Genomic DNA, 17,415 nt, shown 5'->3' on the forward strand with positions numbered 1-17,415 from the left:
ATAGTTCTCACAGATTTCACAGATTTTCACAGATGAATTTAAAGGAAAAAGGTAAAAGTAAAAGGCAAAAGGTAAAAGTTTAAAAGGGAAACTGGTTAGTTGTTTAAGGAGCAAATTTGCTTATTTGCTTATTTGCTTATTTGCTTATTTGCTTATTTGCTTATTTGCTTATTGACGGTTAATCGATTAATCGGTTAATCGGTAATTGTTTAGAGAAAGTAAATGTGTTCGCTCCGGTACAAAAGAGGCTGAAATATTCCCCTCCTCCGGAGGGGTGGCATCCGACGAAGGAGGATGACGGGGTGGTTTTTCGCCGGTGAATTTCATGGTCTCTTTTTATGTTTTATCATTCTTCAAGCTCTTATACCAATAGAAAAACGCTTCCGGATTGGTCTTTTTTAACTTGTTCAGTTTGTTGTAGGTTGGGTCTTCAATCAGCCAATCTTTAATTTCTAACGGATTTTTAAACCGTTCTACTTCCTGATTTTCTTTATTCAGTAATGAAGTCAGATAGGCAACTTTAGATGAAGCTGTTATGGCTTCTTCGATTGAAAAACGGTCAATAATGAAATTCGTAAAGTTCTTAATGCCTAACTGCAGGTGTTTGAACTCGTCTGACTTCATATCTCTTTCTGCTAAGGTATAACAAGCATTCCAAGTGTCTTTCAATACCTCGTCAACATCAATATGTAACTTTCGATAGCCGATTTCCTCCCGTACCACCCTCGCATAGCTTTCTTTTACCACGTTGAGATTAGTGAGTTGGTCAAACAAGAAGCCTATATCATACAATTGTTTAATGATTTCGACAGGTCTGTTTTTTGAATACAATATACCTGTGGTTTTGGGTGCAAAAGCGGTTAATTTATCTCCCAAAATAGCCTCGAACGTTGGTAATACAACCATCGTATTTTCACCCGACGTGGCTAACCAACTATGATTTATCAGATATTCTCTTGTTTCAGGATATGGATTAGGCGTGTAGAGCAAATCTAACAGTATCGGTTCTTCGTGGCCATCTACGACACTTTTATAGAAGACCTTAAAATGCCCGAGAGGGGCGTCAGGTGTATGTTTTCGATCGTTATCCTCTTCCCAACGGATAAACATTTCCAATTGAGTTACCTTTTCTATGACCTCCTTGATTTTATCTTCTGATTCTTCTGTAATAATGTCAATGTCTATCGAAAACCGTTTCGGTGTTTCCGTTGCTAAAAGTAAAGCGGTTCCGCCCTTAAACACAAAATTCAGATTATGCAATTGCAATTGCTCCAAAAGTGTTAAAGCGTATATTACTTTTTCAATCAGTTTTGGGTCAATGCGTTTACCCAACGTGTTTCGTACGTTGGTAATCCATTCTATTGTATGTGACTTTGTATGTATCATAATTTATATAGAATTGGCATAAGCAAATTTATTTTGCCAAACCTATATTTATCAGTTCATTAATTTCTCTTGCTCTGTTTCTTCGGATAGCATATCTGCGCATTTTTAACTCATTTAAAGTGTATTTTTCCACCACACTCCGCATAATAAATTCCTTTTCGCTCTGCTGTGCCGAAAAAAGTGCCGTGTCAATTAGCATATCCACCAATAATTTTTCCAATGAGGGGATAATGACTTTTTGTTCTTCTATCAAAGGAGCTTCAGAAACCATATTTTTTACGATAACAACACCGTCAAGATTGTTGATATAACGGTCAAATAGTTCTTCATCGGGATTTAGAAAAATATTTTTCATCGTTTCACTTAGATACCCAAACACTGATTCACAAGCGTCTTTCTCAACTTCTAAAACGATATAATGTTTGAATGGCTGATGACGCATAAAATCATGCAACCACACAGTATCCCAGACACAAAAAGCGATATAAGGGAATTCCCGCTTTATCTTATTGAATATTCTTTTCAGCGTAGTTGAAATGTTCGGTTGAAAAGATGCATGACGATCCAATTCATAAATCCCTCTGGACGGAGAATGGATAACTCCCTTCTTTTTTAGCCTGGATAGATACATATTAATGGTATTGTCAGACCAATCAGGAAAATCTTTTTTGATTGAACCGACAAGCTTCTGCTTGGAAAGCCTCTCGTTTCCCTTGAAATAACGACCAATATATTTTTCTAACGCTGCTGCCAAAATCTTTTTTACGGCAAATGTACTATTAGTTTATATAAGTTCGGCACAAAATCTATATTTTATCAAAGTTATATTTTCGGTAGCCAGAAAAAATCCCGGGACAGCTCCTTCTAGGGTTGGGGTAAAATCGGTTAATCGGTTAATTGTTTAGAAAGAGCGAATTTGCAAATTTGCTGATGAAAGGTTTAATCGTTTAATCGTTTAGCCAGAGTGAATTTTTCCCTCAGTACAAGAGAGGTTGAAATATTCCCCTCCTCCGGAGGGGTGGCATCCGACGAAGGAGGATGACGGGGTGGTTTTTGCTTAGTGACAAAAAACTTCGTTTGTCATTCCGTAGGAAGCTCAACGGTTAACGGCCATCTGAATGGCGAATTGATTACTCGATTAAGCGATTAATTGGTTAATCGTTTAGACAGAGTGATTTTGCTGATGAAAGGTTCAATTGGTTAATCAGTTAATTGTTTAGCCAGAGTGAATTTGCTTATTTGCTTATTTGCTTTTTTGCTTTTTTGCTGATTAAAGGTTTAATCGTTTAATCGTTTAGCCAGAGTAAATTTTTCCCTCCAATACAAAAGAGGCTGAAATATTCCCCTCCTCCGGAGGGGTGGCGTCCGACGACAGGAGGATGACGGGGTGGTTTTTTGCTTATTCGCTTATTTACAAATTTGCTGAATCGCTCGTTAATTGTTTAATCGGTTAGGTGTTTAGAAAGTGAATTTGCTTATTTGCTAATTTGCTGATTTGCGAATTTGCTGATTTGCGAATTTGCTTATTCGCTTATTTACAAATTTGTTTATTGATGATAGCAGAGATTTTTACCATACATTTTAGACTTTGAACAATTTACTCTTGTTTCCTAAAGAAGAAACTTTTACCTTTGCTTTATCAATAACATTGTTTGAATGGATTCATATAAGTTTCGGGTTGAGTTTTTAGAAGAGGCAAAAAGCTTTTTGGACGGACTTGATGAGAAATCAAGGAATAAGGTTATTTACAACATCTGGAAAGCCAGAAGCACAAGTGACAAGGAACTTTTTAAGAAACTACAAGACGAAATCTGGGAGTTCAGAACAAAATATAACAAATCGTATTATCGCCTTTTTGCGTTTTGGGATAAAACTGACAAAATTGACACAGTGGTTATTTCAACCCACGGCCTGATTAAAAAGACGGATAAAATTTCCAGAAGTGAAATCGAAAAGGCAGTTAGATTAAGAGAAAAATATTTTAATATTAAAAAGAAATGAAAACATATAGCTTAGAGGATTTGACCGACCATTACATCGGAAAGAAAGGAACAGAAAAGCGTGACGAATTTGAAAACGAACTTCGTCTTGACCTGTTAGGACAAGCCATTAAACAAGCAAGACTGGAACGTCACCTGACACAACAGGAATTAGGAGACCTCGTTGGTGTGAAAAAGGCACAGATTTCTAAGATTGAGAACAGCACAACGGATGCGAGGCTTACGACTATTCTGAAAGTGTTTGAAGCTTTAGGAGCAAAAGTGAATTTTAATGTAGAACTCAACAATAAAAGAATAGCATACTGAATAATGCCTCTTTCTTTTACGGGTTTACAGAAGTGCTGATTGCTGGTTAATTGGTTAATTGGTTAATCGGTTAGTTGTTTAGAAAGAGTGAATTTTTCTCTCCAGTACAAAAGTGGCTGAAATATTCCCCTCCTCTGCGGTGGCTGAGGCTCTCGAAGCCACTGCAGAAGATCGGTTTGCGTTAATGGTTAAACGATTAATCGATTAATCCTTAGAGGAGCGAATTTGCTTATTCGCTTATTTACAAATTTGCTAATGGCTGATGGCTGATGGCTGATGGCTGATGGCTGACTGCTGATGGCTTACAAAGTGAATTTTTCTCTCCGGTACAAAAGAGGCTGAAATATTCCCCTCCTCCGGAGGGGTGGCAGCCGACGAAGGAGGATGACGGGGTGGGTTTTTGATGGTTAAACGATTAATCGGTTAGTTGTTTAGAAAGTGAATTTGCTGATTTGCTGATTTGCGTATTTGCTAATTTGCGTATTTGCGTATTTGCGTATTTGCGACTTTGGATGATACCATTTATTTCCATTGATTATTGAGAAAACTTCTTAGGTCAATAATCTGAATCCCTTCAACTGAGTTTCCAGAGAAAGTATCCATTGTAACCATCATTTTGGGATAATTATCCTTTATCTTTTGCAGATTTCCGAATTCTCTCTCCAGCGTTTTTTCTTCAAGTAAAGTTAAAGCAACCTGAATGTATAGTTTTTCTCCTTTATTCTCGGCCAGAAAATCTATCTCGTATTCACTAAGTACGCCTGTTTTTACGGTATATCCTTCCACCAAAAGATGATTGTAGACCACATTTTCCAATATTTTGCCCCGATCTTCCAGACGATAGCCCCATAAAGCATTGCGGATACCCAAATTCTCAAAATAATATTTTTCCCCTATTTCAAAAAGACGCTTTCCTTCTATATCATAGCGCTTTACCTGATGGATCAGAAAAGCATTCGTAAGATGCCGGATATAGAGCTGCACCTGATTAGGGGCAATATTTATTTTTTGAGACTTCAAAAAGTCGCTGATCTTTTTTGCTGAAAAAATACTCCCTGTATTGGACACTAAAAAGAAAACCAACTGCTCAAGAAACACCGTATTCCGAACAGCATACCGATTGATGACATCGCGAAAAACGATGGTAGAATAAATATTTTTAAGATATTCGAAAATAATATGATCCTCAAAAGGAAGGTGCTTTAGATAGGGCAATCCACCATACTGAAGATATTTTTCCAACGAATCAGGATCATCTTCTAACTCATGAAACAATAAGAATTCCTGATACGATAAACTATATACCGTAATCTCAATAGCCCGGCCGCTCAAATGTCCGGAAATATCTCCTGATAAAAGATTCGCATTGCTGCCTGTACAATACAGATCCAGATCAGTATCTAATAACAACGACCGAAGGGCAGATTCAAAATCCTGAATATCCTGTATCTCATCTATGAAAACATACGTTTTACTGTTGAGTGATTTGTTTTGCAATACGTATTGATGTAGATCTGCTGCATTTTTAATTTCTGAAAAAGCCAAATCTTCTTTATTAATATAAAGGATTTTAGCCCTGGGATGCTCTGCCTGAATAAGCTGCATTAACTGAAAGAGGAGATAACTCTTTCCGACCCTTCGCTGTCCGGTAAAACATTTTATCAAACTTTTCCCGATGAAGGGCTGCACCCTGTCAATATAAATCGGCCGAACAATAGTATCTTGATCAAACATTATTATAATTGTAATTATAAGTTCAGGCAAATATATAAAAAGTTATCATCATACTTTAAAGTTTGCCTTGATCACGAAAGTCGAAGTAAGTGAAAAAGAAATTTGCTGATCCATTGTTAATCGGTTAACTGTTTAATCGGTTAATCGGTTAATGGGTTAATCGATAATCGTACAAAAGTGGCTGAAATATTCCCCTCCTCCGGAGGGGTGGCATCCGACGACAGGAGGATGACGGGGTGGTTCCTCGATGGTGGTTGAAGTTTTCTTATTTTTATCCAAAAAAACATGGAAATAATAACCCATATCCGCGATATTCCCATTCTGAAACCAACGGCACCCCATTTACCTTATAACAAAAATCTTAAAACTTTACTTTCAGGTAAACGAAAAGCCGGAATTCTCTGTGAAGTGCTCTTTTGGCAGCAAGTTCATAAGAAAAAATTTTACAAGATTGATTTCGACCGGCAAAGAATCATCGGAAATTATATTGTGGATTTCTATGTCAAAAATTTAGGGTTGGTGGTTGAAATTGATGGATGGACTCACGAGGATAAAGTTGAGTACGATCGGCAGCGACAAAGGGAGTTGGAAAGTCTCGGCCTCAAGGTTTTCAGGATTTCCAATTATGACGTATTGCATCATCTGGCCATTGTTATGAAGGAACTGGAGGATTTTATTATTCTGCATTATGGTGCAAAAGAAACGTAAAGAAAGGTTGAACCACCCCACCGCTTCGCTGACGCAAAACGGCACCCCACCGGAGCAGAGGAATGTACATTTTTAGGTTTTTTGGGGAAAGAGAATGGGCATTATGGAAACGGACGACCAACCACCCCACCGTTTCGCTGACGCTAAACGGCGCCCCTCCATGGGAGGGGAATTGTGACCGCGGGTCAACTTAGTTCTCCAGTACAAAAGAGGCTGAAATATTCCCCTCCTCCGGAGGGGTGGCAGCCGACGAAGGAGGATGACGGGGTGGTTTTTTGATGGTTAAACGATTAATCGGTTAGTTGTTTAGAAAGAGTGAATATTGAGATCTGTTCTTGGTAGACAAAAAAATCCCGGGACATCTCCTTTTAGGGTTGGGGTAAAATAGACCGGGGTTTTTGCGAATTTGCTAATTTGCGAATTTGCTGATGGCTGATGGCTGATTGCAGATAGCTGATTGCTGATGGCTTACAAAGTGAATTTTTCTCTCCAGTACAAAAAGTGGTTGAAATATTCCCCTCCTTCGGAGGGGTGGCATCCGACGACAGGAGGATGACGGGGTGGATTTTTGATGGTTAAACGATTAATTGGTTAGTTGTTTAGAAAGAGTGAATATCGAGATCTGTTCTTGGTAGACCAAAAAATCCCAGGACATCTCCTTTTAGGGTTGGGGTAAAATGGACCGGGATTTTTGCGAATTTGCTGATTTGCGAATTTGCGAATTTGCTTATTGACGGTTAATCGGTTAATGGGTTAATCGATTAATCGTACAAAAGTGACCGAAATATTCCCTCCTCTGGAGGGGTGGCATCCGACGACAGGAGGATGACGGGGTGGTTTTTTTGCTGGTGAATTTTAGAAAGAGCGAATTCGCTTGTTTACAAATTTGCTTTTTTGCTTTTTTGCTTTTTTGCTTTTTTGCCTATTCGCTTATTCGCTTCTTTACAAATTTGCTTATTGACGGTTAATCTTTAGAGGAGCGAATTTGCTCCGGTAGCGTCTGGGGTAAGAAGGGAAATAAAAAAAGCGGCCCGGAGGCCGCTCATGGTGTCATAAAATTTTACATTTTATTTCTTAATGACTTTTACTGTTTTTACAGTTCCGTCTTTGTAATCCAGTTTCAGGATGTATAAGCCTGATTTCAGGTCGCCGAGTCTGATCTGAGCCTGAGGGGAAGCGATGGTTTTCACCATTCTTCCTGAGGCATCGATCACGGAAACAGATTTCAGATCTTTTGCATCAGAAATATTGATCACATCGGTGAACGGATTCGGATACACTCTTACGTCCTTCGCATCTGCTTTTATTTCGCTGGTGCTCAGTGCCGAAGCAGTGACCTGAATATCGTCCAGATACAGATAGTATTCATTCGCATCAGAATACGCATGGAATCCTACATAATATACACCGGAGGTTGTTGGTGTGAAGGTGAGGTTGTTCACACTTACCGCCTGACCCGTCATGATGCTCGGATAATCTGCGATCTGTGTTCCTCCGTTCGCCGGTAACATGGCTGAAGGTGATGCTCCGTTTCCTACTGCTACTTTCATTTTTTCTTCAAAGAAAGTAGAATTATTTCCGTATTTATAGGAAATATAGTACGTAGTTCCGGCAGTCATGTTGATTCCCTGCGTAAAGAACCATGCATCAGCTGCCTGCGTGCTATGGTAGGCATACCTCAATACTTGAGAATTGAATCCGGAACTATCGGTAGGAGCCGCTGCGGTAGTCCAGTTGTTTCCGGTACCTCCGTTAGCCACAATACCACAGGCTGGCATGGCTGGAACTACAGCATTGTTAAAATTCATTTCATAAGGAACGCCCGTTGCATTACACAACGTTGAGAACGTAGCCACATTCGACCATGCACCCTTCTCTGTCGGAGAACACACTGATCTCACCCATACATAATAGGTAGTCGCAGAAGCCATTCCTGTTGTGGTCATTCCTACTGTAGGAGACGTAAATGAATTGGATGCATCCAGTACCGTAGACGCCGTAGGAGGCGTAGCTAAAGTACTGTAGTAGATTTCATATCCGCCTGCAGGTGCCGTTGAAGGAGCCGTCCACATCAGATCTGCACCGTTTAAGGTAGGATTAGACGCAGTAAGTGCTGTAACATCTCCACAACCCGGCACTGGCTCATAGATAACATCATCTACCAGAATACTGTAGGCTGGTGCACCGGTGTGCCTTAATGCCAGGGTAGTAATTCCCGCAGGAACTCCTGTAATATTCAGAGAATAATTATCAATGGCTGTATTACTGGAAGAAGTATAGGTTCCCAGTGCAGTGAAGGTCGTATGATCTGTCGGATTGGACATATATCCTATTTCCAAGATTCCCCCAGCTGTAAAATTAGCTCTTGCCTTGAATCTCAACCTGTAATTTCCGGAACTCAGGGTGCTCACCTGAGGCATGGTCACATACACATTGCTGGAACTGCTGTCGCCGTACACATACAGGGCATTCGGGCTGCTCATGGCAGTACTTGCTTGTACATACGCATTAGCAGACGCTCCTGTAGTCAATTTGGCCCAGCACGATGGAAGAGCGTTAACAGCAGTTGCGTTAAAATTCTCCGAAAACTCTGTTACCAGAACACATGAAGTAGTAAAGGATGATGATACTGACCACATGCTGAGGTTTCCTCCCCCACAATCTGATCTTACCCAAACGTAATAGGTGGTCGCAGGATTTAAACCTGTCAGGGTAGCCGGAGAAGTCGGAGCCGTTACAGAATTGGTTGCATCCAGAACGGTACTTGCCGTAGGTGCAGTATTTGAGGTACTGTAATACACTTGGTAACCGTTGCCCGGAACTACCGAAGGTGGAGTAAAGGAAATAGAAGCTCCGCCTGTAGTAATTGCAGAAACGGTGACTGCCGTGGGTTCTATACACGTTGGCGATTCCATAATAAGAATATCATCAATGTATAAATTATACTGATTGGAATCAGAATAAACATTAAACCCTAAATAATATACACCGGAAACGGAAGGCGTAAAATCATGATACGTCTGAACCGCTGAAGATATATCGGGAACGGCAGTATAATCATGAATGACATTGGTTTGTGTAGCAGCATCCTGAGCGGTACCGTAGGTTATTTTCAGCTTTTCGGTATAGCCGGTCGTGTTTTTTGCATACTTGAAGTAGACACGGTAGCTGGTTCCGGCAGTCAGGTTCACACCACCGGTGTGGAACCACGCATTGGCAGGATTTGAGCTATTGTATATATAGGTCAGCACTTTGGTTGTAAATCCATAAGCATTAGGGGAAGAAGTGGTCCAGTTGTTTCCGCTGCCTACATTTTCCCGCACGGTACACACCGGCATCTCCGGTATGGTGGCATTTTCAAAATCGATGGCATAAGGCAGCGAAAATGTGGTACACGGTGTCGTTACCATATACGGAATTGACCATGGGCTTTTATCCGATGCCGAACATACGGAACGTACCCAAACATAATATTGAGTACCGGATGAAAGGCCGTTGATGGCTGCAAATAACGATGTGGAAGTCGCCGAATTGGTAGCATCCAGTACCGTAGTGGCTGTTGGTGCGGTATTGGACGTGCTGTAATACACTTCATACCCGTTGGCAGGAGCGGTAGCAGGTGCCACCCAGTTTACAGTTACACTACTGGTGGTGTGGCCTGTAAAAGTAACTCCGGTCGGAGGGAAACAGGTTGGTGTCGCCTCCCATATTACATCATCCCAATAATAGGATTTATCATCTGAAGGGTTCTTCACAGCAAGTCTGGCGTTTGCCGGAATGAAGTTGGGAATTACGACAGAATAATAACTGCTGTTGTATGATGTATTGGTAATGTCCAGCGTCTGGAGGTTCACAAAACTACTGGCATCTGTGGGATCCGTTACATATCCGACTTCCAAAGCTCCGGGTGCTGTTGTCACTCTCGCTTTAAATTTGAGCCAGTGTGTACCCGCCGCCACGTTGCTGTATTCAGGAAGCACCACAATAACAGGATTCTGTGAAGTGGACGCATACTGATAAATATTTCGGAGACCTGACGCCGGAGTGGTAGCGGTAATCGTCTGGCTTCCGGCATCCGTCGCAGGTACTATTCTTGCCCAACAGATGGGTACGATAGAACCCGTAGCATAAGCATCAAAATTCTCGCTCATCGTCGTTAATGGTGCACACATCGTGGTAAAGCTCACGGGACCTACCCAGGCACTTTTAACCGTAGCGGAACACGATGATCTTACCCACGCAAAATAAACGGAGGAAGGAGACAACCCTGTAAGATCGGCTGAAGGAGTCATAGAAGTTGTGGAGTTGGTCGCATCCAGTACAGTAGTTGGTGTAGGCGGCGTATTGGAAGTGCTGTAATACACTTCGTATCCTTCGGCTGGCGCTGTAGAAGCTGCGGTCCAGGAAAGGGATACCGTAGTAAGCCCTGGAGTACCGGCTACTGGCGAAGAAGGCACCCAACAAGCAGGTGCTGTTACCATCAGGGTATAATCGTGTGCTTCCCCATATCCATCCGTATTACAAGGAACAGGTTGCGAGGAGTAGCGGTTTCCTACCCTCATGCGGTAGGTTCCCGGTGCTACAGTTCCCGGAATAGTAATGGATCCAGTAGTCGTATTGACTCCGCCTACCGAGGCAGAAGATCCCATAGCAATTAATTCAGGCGCAGCGTTCGTGAAAATCTGGTCATTATCAAAATCTGCCCAGATCCTTACCTGCTGGCTGCCGAAGTTATGGGTTACCGTAAAGGTATACGGTGTCCCAATTTCCAGCGTAATGGTTTGGGAAGTATAATCGCCATACGCTCCCGGAGAGCATCCGGTATTCAGGTGGCTGAATCCAGCTGAAGGAATGGAAAAACTGTTAATTTCATCTCCACCTCCACATCCGCTGGCAAAAGCCGGGGTGCAATACTGTGCATTGACCTGCCCTATGAACATGAGCAATGCGGTTAAAAAATAAATTCTTCTCATAATAAAAACTTTTTTAGATAATGGCTAAATTATATAAAATATATTAAAACGCAAATGGATATTCAAAATTAATTAGAATTTATCATGAACTCTTCATAAAATAAAGAGCAAAGATGAGGAGATGGCGGCAAAGACAGGCATGACAAATTTGCTGATTAATTGGTTAATCGGTTAATTGTTTAGAAAGAGTGAATTTGCTGATTTGCTGATTTGCTGATTTGCTAATTTGCTAATTTGCTGATGGCTGGTTAATCGATTAATCGGTTAGTTGTTTAGAAAGAGCGAATTTGCTATATGCGACAGTGAAAAATCCCGGAATGGTTACCTTTAGAGTTAGGGTAAACGGACCGGGATTTTTGCGAATTTGCTGATGGCTGATGGCTGATTGATATTTTTCTCTTGTTCTTTTGTCTTGACACAAAAGAACCAAAAAGTCAAGACTGGATCTTTTTGCTAAAAAATTCCAATTTCTTTTTATTAAAAATCCGAACTTGCGCGATAAGATGCCCTCGCTTCGGTTTATACTTTAGTGTCGCGCTTCAGACACCGGATTTTTAGCTGTAGTCCATGTATGCTGTGTGTGTAACAAGAAATTGAAATTTTTATTAACGCAAAAAGCTCGTAGGTCGTGGCTTTCCTTTGAGCTTTACGTTATAATTAAGTGGGTGGAAATAACAGAGCGGTGGCTGAGGCTCTCGAAGCCACAGTTGAAAGATCGGTTTGCGTTAATGGTTAAACGATTAATCGGTTAATCTTTAGAGGAGCGAATTTGCTTATTCGCTTATTTACAAATTTGCTAATGGCTGATGACTGATGGCTGATAGCTGACTGCTGATAGCTTACAAAGTGAATTTTTCCATCCAGTACAAAAGAGGCTGAAATATTCCCCTCCTCCGGAGGGGTGGCATCCGACGAAGGAGGATGACGGGGTGGTTTTTTACTTATTTGCTTATTCGCTTATTTACAAATTTGCTGATGGCTGGTTAATCGATTAATCGGTTAATCGGTGAGAGGAGCGAATTTGCTTATTTGCTTATTTGCTTATTTGCTTATTTACAAATTTGCTGATCGCTGATTGCTGATCGCTGATTGCTGATGGCTGATGGCTGATTGCTGATGGCCGATTGCTGATTAATTGGTTAAACATTTAATCGTTTAAACGATGAATCGATTAATCTCAGCTGATGAAAAATATTCCTTGTTTTATCGCAGGATTGTTCGTAAATTTCAGGTGATAAAAGACCGATATTATGAAAACTATTTTAGTTCCTACCGATTATTCTGATAACTCAAAAGCTGGATTGAAGTTTGCTCTTCAATGGGCTTCCAGGGAGGAAGTGAAGCTTCTGTTTATGCATGTCCTGCAGGTGAACAGGGAAAGCGGAATGTCTGAACAGGAATTCCATCATTTTATTGCCGGAAAAATAAGACACGAAAAACAGGTACTGGAAACTTTTATCCAGACTGTTTTTGCAGAGTTTAACGTACAGCCAAAGCATTACGCCGTGGAAGTTGTGGAAGGTTTCAGTGCCGACACTTCCCTGCTGGCCTATTGTGACGAGCATCCCGAAATCAGTTATATCTGCATCAGCACACGCGGTGCCAGCGGAATAAAAAAAATGCTGGGAACGAACACCGGCAACCTCATTACCACTTCGGAAATTCCGGTCATGGCCGTACCTTTTCATCATCAGGAAAATGATTTGAACAGGGTTCTATATGCTTCCGACCTGATGGATTACCCTCAGGAAATAGAGAAAGTAATGGGTTTTGCCAGACCCTTGAAAGCGGAGATTGAGATTCTGCATTTTTCCTGGCCTTATGAGGATTATTCCGACGATTCTCCATTGCGAAGAGACTATGAATACGGGTTTAAACTGAGTTTTCCAGCGCATGATGTGACGCAAAGACTGATGACCAATCTTCATGATGAAATCCGCGAAAAAAGACCTTCGGTAGTGGTCATGTTTACCCATCAGGAAAAGAAATTCTGGGAAAAGATTTTTTCACCCAGCAAAACGGAACAGCTTTCTTTCCGGCTGGATGTGCCGCTGTTGGTGTTCAGGAAGGAAGGGAAAAATAGAAAAAATGGTTAGTTGAGTAATCGGTTAATCGTTTAAGGGTTAGCAATTGAGGAAAAGTGAATCTGCTGATTTGCGAATTTGCTGATTAATCGGTTAGTGGTGTAGAAAGAGTATATGTCTTGTCTCCGCTACAAATGTGGCTGAAATATTCCCCTCCTTCGGAGAGGAGGCGTCCGACGACAGGAGGATGACGGGGTGGTTTTTGCAAATGAATTGTATAATCGGTTAATCCTTAGAGGAGTGAATTTGCTTATTTGCTTATTTGCAAATTTGCAAATTTGCTGATTAATGGGTTAATACGGCTTTATGCAACTGCGCACCCTGGAAGATCCGGACGGACATACGTGGGAATTATTTTATATGGATATGGCTAAAGGCCAGTGTGAAGAAACCCACCATTAAATTTTTATGATGAAATCCTTATTAAATAAACTAAAATAGAAATAAAACAAAACGCAGTATGCTGGTTGGAAATCTATGTGGATGACATGGACCGAGCCAGACAATTTTACAGTACCGTTCTGGGAGTACCCCTTGTGAAGGCTCCGGAAATGGAAGGAATGCCGGACATGCAAATGGCTTTTTTCCCTTGAGTAGAAAACGCTCCCAACGCCAACGGAGCTCTGGTGAAAATGAACGGAGTTTCTCCCGGAACAGGAGGAACCCTCGTGTATTTCCAGTGTGATGATTGTGCTGTAGAAGAAAGCCGCACAGAAGCTGCCGGCGGAAAAGTGGAACAGCCCAAAATGTCGATCGGTGAGTATGGTTTCTGTTCCGTGTGCATCGATACAGAAGGAAACAGATTCGGACTGCTTCCATGAAATAAAACCTACCGGACCGGAAACCTTTTTTTTCGGGTTAGAAAATTCCCTTTACCTCATCTTAAACTATTTGTTATGAAAACATTAAAAAAAATTCTTCTTATTCTGCTGGCCATTATTGCCCTTCCGCTGATTGCAGCACTGTTCATCCCCAATCAATCTTCCAGCGAGGGCCAAATCATCATAAACAAGCCAAAGCTCGAAGTTTTTGATTATATAAAACAGGTTAAAAATCAAGATCATTTTGGCGTTTGGCAACTTTCAGATCCCGGAATGAAGACCACTTCTGAAGGCATCGACGGAACAGAGGGTTTCCGATACAGGTGGGACAGCGAGAAACTGGGCAAAGGCGCCCAAGTGATCACCCACATTGTAGAGGGCGAACGGATGGAATCGGATATGTTTTTTTTCGATGTCGATGATTCGGCCAGCAAAGCCTACTTCACTACGGAAGAGCAGTCTCCCAATCAAACGCTCGTCAAGTGGGGAATTTCCTGGAGGACACCTTACCCATGGAACATCATGAATGCTTTTTACAATATGGATGACGACTTTCAGCAGGGACTGAAAAAACTGAAAGAAATTGTAGAGCAACAGAAAAGCCCAAAGCCGGAAACTACTTTTGCACTCTCCTATTATCAGGAAACCATGGCAAATCTACAAAAGCAGGTGGCAGGCCTGAGCCCGGATCAGCTTCATTTTAAACCTGCTGAGAACGCATGGTCGGTAAGCCAATGCCTGGAACATATGGTTGTCACAGAAAAAATGATCTTCGATATGGTTCAGGAAACGATGAAAAAGCCTGCCAACCCGGAGCGCAGAAAAGATCTTCAGTACACCGATAAGGAGATTATGGCTGCTGCTACTGACCGCAGTAAAAAATACAAAGCACCGGAAGTTCTTATCGGAAAAGGCAAATTCAACGACCCCGAAACGGCAATCAATGAGTTGAAAAAACAGCGGGCTGTTGTTCTTGATTTTATTAGGAGAACGCCGCCTGAAGAGCTGAGAAACCGGATCAGCGATGCTCCTTCGGGAGTGGCTGATGCGTATCAGTCCCTGTTGTTCATGGCAGGTCATACCGCAAGACATACGCTGCAAATTGCCGAAGTGAAAGCAAGTGCCGGGTTTCCGAAATCTTAAGAGTAGTTGCGAGGAGAAGCGTGAATGGGAGTGAATGGTGAATGAGTGAAGGGGTTAAGCGCTTAATCTGTTAGTGGTGTAGAAAGAGTATATGTTTTGTCTCCGCTACAAATGCGGCTGAAATATTCCCCTCCTCCGGAGGGGTGGCGTCCGACGACAGGAGGATGACGGGGTGGCTTTTTGCTTATTCACTTATTTACAAATTTGCCGAATAGCCGTTAATCGGTTAATCGGTTAGTTGTTTAGAAAAAGTAAATGTTTTGTCTCCGGCACAAAAATGACCGAAGTATTCCCCTCCTTCGGAGAGGAGGCGTCCGACGAAGGAGGGGGGGGTTATAGAAGCTCTTACCGGATACCGTGCATCAATTTCTTCATGACCGGACTCAGCAGAATAGCGATTAATCCCATTCCCATCGGTACGACCGTAAATATGAGAAAGAAGGTTCCGATGGAATATTCATTTGAAATTTTATCGATCATTCCACCCATGGCTCCTGCCGATTTCTGCCCTACTGCTATGGCAAGATACCACACCCCGAACATAAACCCGATCATGCGCGGCGGCACGAGTTTGCTGACATACGACAGTCCCAACGGCGACAGGCACAGTTCGCCCATGGTATGAAACAAATACGCCAGAATAAGGAAGATCATGCTCACTTTTGCCGTCATGGCTCCCTGCGGAATTTCCCACGCGCCGTATGCCAGAATACCAAAGCCGATACCCAAAAGGATGAGCCCGAAACCGTACTTCATTCCTGCACTTGGATTGTATTTGCTTTCCCACCATTTGGAGAATAAAGGTGCCAAAGAAATAATAAAGAAGGAATTGAGGATCGCAAACCACGATGCGTCAATGGTATTGCCCGGTTCGGAAAATTTATTGAACAACCTGAACAGTACCAAAGCCCAAATGCCGATGAAGGTAATTCCCAAAATGATATTGGAAACGCTGATTCTTTTAAAGGTCTGCCCGAAAAGTTTTAGCAGTACCCATGAAACGATGATGAGCGGAACTGTGGTGAGCAATGCATCGATAATTTTAAAGATCATAGCGGCAGAACCTTCCAGTTCGCGGTTGGTATAGCTGTCTGCGAAAATGGTCATGGATCCCAATGATTGTTCGAAAGCCATGAAAAAGAACACGGTAAACAATCCACAAAAGCACACCGCGATAATTCTGTCACGGGTAATGGCGGAATACCTTGCGATCCGCGAAATGAGCAATATAAGGAAAGATACCAATGCGAGCAGCACCACAAAACTGGTTCCGCTCAGGTTTCCTACGGTGAAAGGCAACAGGTTGATTTTTTCAATTTTTTCCAGCGGATCATTAAAAAGATAGAGCAATCCGCCAACGGCTGAAACAACGATAAGAACATAATCCAGCAGTTTGAAAGGATTTCTTTTGTCCGTAGCTTCGTTCACTACCACCGGGCCTCCTGCAATATCCGGAATTTCGTCGGCCACATCTTCTGCCTGCAGCATCTTGAGTTGTGACGGAGGCGCACCGATATTTCCAAAAATGGGTTTTGCAAGCCAGAACTGAAGGCATCCCAACATCATGAAAATTCCAGCCAGACCGAATCCCCAGGACCAGCCGAAGTTTTCACCCAGATATCCGCACAGCATCATTCCGAAAAACGCTCCGGCATTCACACCCATATAGAAAATGGTGTAAGCACCGTCTTTTTTCTCGTTTTTCCCTTTGTACATGGTGGAAATCATGGACGTAATATTCGGTTTAAAGAAACCTGTCCCAATCACCAGTAAAGCCAATCCAAGATAGAAAAAACCTTTGGTTTCCACCGCCATGGCAGCATGTCCCAGCGTCATGACAACACAGCCAATGACCACCGCCATACGATATCCCGTAAACTTGTCGGCAATATATCCTCCGACAAGTGGCGTTAAATAAAGAAGTGATCCGTAAGTTCCGATGAGTGCCAGCGCATTTTCGCGCGGCCATTCCCATCCCGGATTATCGGAGAGCAAACCTGCGGTAAGGAATAATACCAGGAGCACCCGCATTCCGTAGAAGGAAAAACGTTCCCACATTTCGGTGAAAAACAATACAAATAATGCCGAAGGATGGCCCAACACCTGAGAATCGAAAACAGAACCCTGCTGATTTTGCATACTTTTAATTTTAGAAAAACCGAAAATAAAGAATTTTTTTGGAACAGAAAGAAAGAATGTGGATTTATAAAGCAATGCCTTCCGGTTAAGGGTATCTTACTTCTTTTGTAAAAAAGATCCC

At 42.0% G+C, this 17,415-nt stretch carries 12 protein-coding genes; 7 read left to right on the forward strand and 5 right to left on the reverse strand.

Translation table 11 applies throughout. The features are described from left to right. Positions 1–336: 336 nt before the first annotated feature. Positions 337–1,386, reverse strand: coding sequence for a nucleotidyl transferase AbiEii/AbiGii toxin family protein (locus DQ356_RS08500; protein WP_114304073.1), 1,050 nt, complete (start codon positions 1,384–1,386; stop codon positions 337–339). Between the two features lie 28 nt (positions 1,387–1,414). Then, positions 1,415–2,140 carry a DUF6577 family protein gene (locus DQ356_RS08505; RefSeq protein WP_114304074.1) on the reverse strand — a complete coding sequence of 242 codons (726 nt, stop codon included), beginning with the start codon at positions 2,138–2,140 and terminating at the stop codon, positions 1,415–1,417. Between the two features lie 902 nt (positions 2,141–3,042). On the opposite strand from DQ356_RS08505, the gene DQ356_RS08510 reads away from it, so the two are divergent. After that, entirely contained in the window at positions 3,043–3,387 is a 345-nt protein-coding gene (locus tag DQ356_RS08510; protein ID WP_114304075.1) for a type II toxin-antitoxin system RelE/ParE family toxin, read from the forward strand. Continuing rightward, positions 3,384–3,692 carry a helix-turn-helix transcriptional regulator gene (locus DQ356_RS08515; RefSeq protein WP_114304076.1) on the forward strand — a complete coding sequence of 103 codons (309 nt, stop codon included), beginning with the start codon at positions 3,384–3,386 and terminating at the stop codon, positions 3,690–3,692. Before DQ356_RS08510 ends, DQ356_RS08515 begins: the two co-directional genes overlap by 4 nt. A 522-nt stretch (positions 3,693–4,214) precedes the next feature. Here DQ356_RS08515 and DQ356_RS08520 read toward each other — a convergent pair. Continuing rightward, a complete protein-coding gene (locus DQ356_RS08520; RefSeq protein WP_114304077.1) occupies positions 4,215–5,426 on the reverse strand; it encodes an ATP-binding protein in 1,212 nt (403 codons plus the stop codon). Positions 5,427–5,711: 285 nt separating this feature from the next. Here DQ356_RS08520 and DQ356_RS08525 point away from each other — a divergent pair, with 285 nt between their 5' ends. Further along, positions 5,712–6,134, forward strand: a complete 423-nt coding sequence (locus tag DQ356_RS08525; protein WP_114304078.1) for an endonuclease domain-containing protein — start codon at positions 5,712–5,714, stop codon at positions 6,132–6,134. A 1,067-nt stretch (positions 6,135–7,201) separates the two neighbouring features. Here DQ356_RS08525 and DQ356_RS08530 read toward each other — a convergent pair. Continuing rightward, positions 7,202–11,107, reverse strand: coding sequence for a fibronectin type III domain-containing protein (locus DQ356_RS08530; protein WP_114304079.1), 3,906 nt, complete (start codon positions 11,105–11,107; stop codon positions 7,202–7,204). Between the two features lie 1,250 nt (positions 11,108–12,357). Between DQ356_RS08530 and DQ356_RS08535 the strand changes: the two genes are divergently transcribed. The 4 genes from DQ356_RS08535 to DQ356_RS08545 all read left to right on the forward strand — a co-directional run bounded on the left by DQ356_RS08535 (position 12,358) and on the right by DQ356_RS08545 (position 15,155). Further along, positions 12,358–13,203 (forward strand): universal stress protein, encoded by an 846-nt coding sequence (locus DQ356_RS08535; RefSeq protein WP_114304080.1) that lies wholly within the window; start codon positions 12,358–12,360, stop codon positions 13,201–13,203. A gap of 476 nt (positions 13,204–13,679) precedes the next feature. Next, complete coding sequence (locus tag DQ356_RS11345) at positions 13,680–13,784, forward strand: VOC family protein (protein ID WP_262510894.1); 105 nt, start codon at positions 13,680–13,682, stop codon at positions 13,782–13,784. Between the two features lie 39 nt (positions 13,785–13,823). Further along, the gene (locus DQ356_RS11350; RefSeq protein WP_228420696.1) at positions 13,824–14,012 is read left to right on the forward strand and encodes a VOC family protein; all 189 of its coding nucleotides are present in this window, start codon (positions 13,824–13,826) and stop codon (positions 14,010–14,012) included. A gap of 75 nt (positions 14,013–14,087) precedes the next feature. Next, entirely contained in the window at positions 14,088–15,155 is a 1,068-nt protein-coding gene (locus tag DQ356_RS08545; protein ID WP_114304081.1) for a DinB family protein, read from the forward strand. Between the two features lie 345 nt (positions 15,156–15,500). Here DQ356_RS08545 and DQ356_RS08550 read toward each other — a convergent pair whose 3' ends face one another. After that, a complete protein-coding gene (locus tag DQ356_RS08550) occupies positions 15,501–17,294 on the reverse strand; it encodes a peptide MFS transporter (RefSeq protein WP_114304261.1) in 1,794 nt (597 codons plus the stop codon). Between the last annotated feature and the right edge of the window lie 121 nt (positions 17,295–17,415).

The sequence above is a fragment of the Chryseobacterium lacus genome (assembly GCF_003336205.1).
GTDB classification, from domain to species: Bacteria; Bacteroidota; Bacteroidia; order Flavobacteriales; family Weeksellaceae; genus Chryseobacterium_A; species Chryseobacterium_A lacus.

Coding starts and splice junctions, on each gene's coding strand:
- DQ356_RS08530 (WP_114304079.1), bottom strand. CDS start 11,107: ATGAGAAGAATTTATTTTTTAACCGCATTGCTCATGTTCATAGGGCAG.
- DQ356_RS08510 (WP_114304075.1), top strand. CDS start 3,043: ATGGATTCATATAAGTTTCGGGTTGAGTTTTTAGAAGAGGCAAAAAGC.
- DQ356_RS08550 (WP_114304261.1), bottom strand. CDS start 17,294: ATGCAAAATCAGCAGGGTTCTGTTTTCGATTCTCAGGTGTTGGGCCAT.
- DQ356_RS11345 (WP_262510894.1), top strand. CDS start 13,680: ATGGACCGAGCCAGACAATTTTACAGTACCGTTCTGGGAGTACCCCTT.
- DQ356_RS08520 (WP_114304077.1), bottom strand. CDS start 5,426: ATGTTTGATCAAGATACTATTGTTCGGCCGATTTATATTGACAGGGTG.
- DQ356_RS08500 (WP_114304073.1), bottom strand. CDS start 1,386: ATGATACATACAAAGTCACATACAATAGAATGGATTACCAACGTACGA.
- DQ356_RS08545 (WP_114304081.1), top strand. CDS start 14,088: ATGAAAACATTAAAAAAAATTCTTCTTATTCTGCTGGCCATTATTGCC.
- DQ356_RS08525 (WP_114304078.1), top strand. CDS start 5,712: ATGGAAATAATAACCCATATCCGCGATATTCCCATTCTGAAACCAACG.
- DQ356_RS11350 (WP_228420696.1), top strand. CDS start 13,824: ATGAACGGAGTTTCTCCCGGAACAGGAGGAACCCTCGTGTATTTCCAG.
- DQ356_RS08515 (WP_114304076.1), top strand. CDS start 3,384: ATGAAAACATATAGCTTAGAGGATTTGACCGACCATTACATCGGAAAG.
- DQ356_RS08535 (WP_114304080.1), top strand. CDS start 12,358: ATGAAAACTATTTTAGTTCCTACCGATTATTCTGATAACTCAAAAGCT.